General features: G+C 67.2%; 6 protein-coding genes and 1 pseudogene. 5 read left to right on the forward strand and 2 right to left on the reverse strand.

Annotated elements, in window-relative coordinates; genetic code table 11:
* Positions 1-297 (reverse strand): annotated as a pseudogene (locus SAS01S_RS21705) (protease modulator HflK); the annotation flags it as partial.
* An 82-nt stretch (positions 298-379) separates the two neighbouring features.
* On the opposite strand from SAS01S_RS21705, the gene SAS01S_RS21710 reads away from it, so the two are divergent.
* The 5 genes from SAS01S_RS21710 to SAS01S_RS21730 all read left to right on the forward strand — a co-directional run bounded on the left by SAS01S_RS21710 (position 380) and on the right by SAS01S_RS21730 (position 3,106).
* Positions 380-1,330: an Mrp/NBP35 family ATP-binding protein gene (locus SAS01S_RS21710; RefSeq protein ID WP_439646851.1), complete on the forward strand. Its 951-nt coding sequence runs from the start codon at positions 380-382 to the stop codon at positions 1,328-1,330.
* Between the two features lie 23 nt (positions 1,331-1,353).
* Positions 1,354-1,785 (forward strand): CoA-binding protein, encoded by a 432-nt coding sequence (locus SAS01S_RS21715; protein ID WP_066813274.1) that lies wholly within the window; start codon positions 1,354-1,356, stop codon positions 1,783-1,785.
* Positions 1,786-1,847: 62 nt separating this feature from the next.
* Positions 1,848-2,192 (forward strand): hypothetical protein, encoded by a 345-nt coding sequence (locus SAS01S_RS21720; protein WP_066813276.1) that lies wholly within the window; start codon positions 1,848-1,850, stop codon positions 2,190-2,192.
* A 117-nt stretch (positions 2,193-2,309) separates the two neighbouring features.
* Positions 2,310-2,609 (forward strand): hypothetical protein, encoded by a 300-nt coding sequence (locus SAS01S_RS21725; protein ID WP_066813278.1) that lies wholly within the window; start codon positions 2,310-2,312, stop codon positions 2,607-2,609.
* Positions 2,610-2,650: 41 nt separating this feature from the next.
* On the forward strand, positions 2,651-3,106 hold the full coding sequence (locus tag SAS01S_RS21730; protein WP_084239316.1) for a hypothetical protein: 456 nt from the start codon (positions 2,651-2,653) through the stop codon (positions 3,104-3,106).
* Between the two features lie 23 nt (positions 3,107-3,129).
* Here SAS01S_RS21730 and SAS01S_RS21735 read toward each other — a convergent pair.
* Positions 3,130-3,406, reverse strand: a 277-nt coding sequence (locus SAS01S_RS21735; RefSeq protein ID WP_157082951.1) for an ACT domain-containing protein, incomplete at its 5' end; no start/stop codon positions are given.

The raw sequence follows: 3,406 nt of genomic DNA on the forward strand, positions 1-3,406 counted from the left end.
GCCCGCCAGCCACAAGGATCGCCCATTGCCGCCGCCGGGAAGGCGGAAATTACCGCCACCGCCACCGCCGCCACGGGCGCGCTTCAACAGATCTTCGATGCCGCTGCCCGCGCGTGGGCCGCGAGCGCGCGAGCCCGGCGCCTGCGCCCAGGGATTGCGCGGGCCGGCGTCGCCGCCGCCATTGCCGTCGCCGCTCCCGCCATCGGAATCGCCGCCGCTACCGCCTCCCCAGGGGCTTTTCGGCTTGTCGGACATGGTTTCGGAAAGGCGGCGCCGCCACGGCAAGGCAATCGTCATATCGGTCTTTATAGGTGCCGCTGCGCGGAAAAACAGTGGCAAGCGGCGGTTGCGGCCCTATCTGGCGCGCATGGACGAAAAGATGGGGTTGGCGGCACGCGTCGCAGAAGTGGCCGGCGACCGCGCGACAGTGAGGTTGGAGGGCGATCGCGCGAGCGTGATCCTCGACGTTACCGGTTTGGAATCGGAGGCGCGCGAGGCGCTGGAGGCGGCGGTGCATGCCGCTGCCGTGGCCGGTCCCGAGGCGCGCGAGGTGCGCATCGCGATGACCAGCGAGCGTGTCGGCCGCAAGCTGATCGCGGTGGCCAGCGGCAAGGGCGGAGTCGGCAAATCGACTGTCGCCGCCAATCTGGCGATCGCGCTGGCCAGGGCCGGACGCAAGGTCGGGCTGGTCGATGCCGATATCTATGGACCCTCGCAACCGACCCTGATGGGGGTCGAGGGGATCAAGCCCCAGGCGCGTGAGAAGACCATGATCCCGGTGCCGACCGCATTCGGCGTGCCGATCCTGTCGATGGGCCAGTTGGTCGCGCCGGGTCAGGCCATTGCCTGGCGCGGTCCGATGGCAGCCAGTGCGCTGGGGCAATTGATCGAGGGCGATTGGGGCGCCGCCGACACCCTTGTGGTTGATATGCCACCAGGTACCGGCGACGTGCAGCTGACGATGATCCAGAAATACAAGCCGGCGGGTGTGGTGATCGTCTCGACGCCGCAGGATCTGGCGCTGATCGATGCGCGCCGCGCCGCCGATCTGTTCGGCAAGGCCGGCGTGCCGGTGATCGGCGTGATCGAGAATATGGCGGGCTATCGCTGTCCGCATTGCGGCGAATATTCCGATCCGTTCGGCCAGGGCGGCGCGGAGGCCGCGGCGACGGAGATGGGTGTGCCGTTCCTGGGCCGCGTGCCGCTCGAAATGGCGATCCGAATCGCCTCCGACGCGGGCACGCCGCCGGCTGCCGGGATCGGGCCGGAAGGCGCAGCGTTCGGAGAGATAGCCGGGAAAGTGAACGACTGGCTTTCCGCCGGTCGTTAGCCGAATGGATTGGGGAGACGGACATGCCGCTCAGCACTGACCAGGATATCCGCGACCTCCTGACCAACGCCCGCACGATCGCGATGGTCGGCGCGTCGGACCGGCCCGATCGCCCGAGCTATGGCGTGATGGCGATACTGCAGCGGCACGGCTATCGCGTGATCCCGGTCAATCCGCAGATCGCCGGCGAGCACGTCCATGGCGAATATGTCTTTCGCGACCTCGCCCAGATCGGTGTGCCGATCGACATCGTCGATATCTTCCGGCGGCCGCAAGCGGCAGGAGAAGCGGTCGACGAAGCGATCGCCTCGGGCGCCAAAGCGGTGTGGATGCAGCTGGGCGTCATCAACGAAGAGGCCGCGGCGCGGGCCGAGGCGGCGGGGCTGAAGGTGGTGATGGATCGCTGTCCGGCGATCGACATCCCGCGACTCGGTGTGCCGCGCATCGTCGCCTGACGCGAAACCGCCGTAATCGCCGGTCATTACGGAGCCGTACGTAGCATTGGCGGAGTCAGATCATGCTGTGGTGGCTGGTGATGATGCAGGCGGCCCCGCAGCTCGATACGGCGATGGAGCGCTACCGCGCCGCGACCCGCGCGACGATCGACTGCCATGACAACCAACCCGACGATATCGTCATCTGCGGGCGGCGCGAGGCTGATCGCTATCGCGCGCCGCTGACGGTGATCGACCCCAATGACCCCAGGCATGAAGGCGTTCCGGCCGAGCGCGAACGGATGCTCGCCAGGACCAATAATTGCCAGGAAAAGTCGACCTTTCTCGTCGGCTGCGGTGCGGCCGGGGTATCGGTCAGCACGCGATCCGGCGTGTCGTTGATGGGTGAGCGACCGATCGCCCCGTAAATACGCCGAATTGCGGTGAAAAATCGGCTGGTCTGGGGCGCACCCTCTGGCGCTGCGGAACGTCTTATGGCCTGATGTGTTGGCGTTTTCAGGGTGCTCGAGACAGGGGTCGGTCCGATGCTCACGCCGGTGTTGTTGGTCTTGTTGGGCGCCGCGTCGCACAACGCGAATTTGAAGCTGAATTTCACGCTGAAGCCGCAGGCGCCGCCAACGCGATGCGTGGGCGAGTGCGCCGATCGTTATCGACTGCCGGCGTCGAGCGAGGACACGCAGTCGCTCAAGGACCGCGCGCTCGCCTATGACGGCCGCAAATGCGACGTGATTGGCGCGATGCGTTGTCTCAGTAAGCGCCGCACCTTGTTGCGATCCGACCAAGATCCGGTCGATACCTTGCGGGCGAGCTTCATGCCGCATTGACGCCGGGTTTGAGCGGTACAATGCTTGCGGGAGGGATCGCCATGCCCGGATTGCTGTTGTTTCTGGCCTTGCAGGCCGCCGCGGCGCCCGCCGCGCCACCACCGCAGACGCCGACCACCGACGCGCCGGAGCGATTCTCGATCCTGGTTCCGGTCGCCAACGAACCATGTGTCCGCCGTGTCGATGGCAAGGACATTGTCGTGTGCGGCAATCCGCTGCCGTCGCAAGCCTTGCCTTATCCCGAGGAAATTCTGCCTGACGGGCCAACGCCGTCCAATCCGGACAGGAGCGGCGCCGGCGCGCTCGCCGCATCCGGCACGCCATGCCCGATCAGTCGGAATTGCATCGTCGGCTTCGGTCCGCCGCTGGTACCGATGATCAAGGGCGCGGCGGACCTCGCCAAAAAGGCGTTCGCGAAAAAGCCCGACAAAACCGGCCGCGTCGCGATCCCGCTCGACGACGCGCCGCCGTCGACCGAGGGGAAACTGCTGCCCTGAGGGAGAAGGCTTCCCGCGAAGGATCAGCCGAGGATGTGCATCCAGAGCGGCTCGCCGGCCAGGCTTTGCGACCCGCGCAGCTTTTCGAGCGCCTGGGCCACCGCGCGTTCGGGCCCTTCATGCGTGACGATCGCGACGAGCACGCTGCCGTCGGCGCTGACACCGCGCTGCATCAGGCTCTCGATCGAGACACCGGCGTCGCGCATCGCCGCGGCGATCTCCGCCAGCACGCCGACCCGATCGGCGACCATGAAGCGCAGATAGGCGCGGCCGCGGCGCTCGCCGCTATCGGCGGCGGGG

It is taken from the genome of Sphingomonas asaccharolytica NBRC 15499, from assembly GCF_001598355.1.
GTDB classification, from domain to species: Bacteria; Pseudomonadota; Alphaproteobacteria; order Sphingomonadales; family Sphingomonadaceae; genus Sphingomonas; species Sphingomonas asaccharolytica.

Bases quoted from the DNA above. Each gene is read 5' to 3' on its own strand.
- SAS01S_RS21710 (WP_439646851.1), top strand. From the start codon at position 380: ATGGGGTTGGCGGCACGCGTCGCAGAAGTGGCCGGCGACCGCGCGACA.
- SAS01S_RS21715 (WP_066813274.1), top strand. From the start codon at position 1,354: ATGCCGCTCAGCACTGACCAGGATATCCGCGACCTCCTGACCAACGCC.
- SAS01S_RS21720 (WP_066813276.1), top strand. From the start codon at position 1,848: ATGCTGTGGTGGCTGGTGATGATGCAGGCGGCCCCGCAGCTCGATACG.
- SAS01S_RS21725 (WP_066813278.1), top strand. From the start codon at position 2,310: ATGCTCACGCCGGTGTTGTTGGTCTTGTTGGGCGCCGCGTCGCACAAC.
- SAS01S_RS21730 (WP_084239316.1), top strand. From the start codon at position 2,651: ATGCCCGGATTGCTGTTGTTTCTGGCCTTGCAGGCCGCCGCGGCGCCC.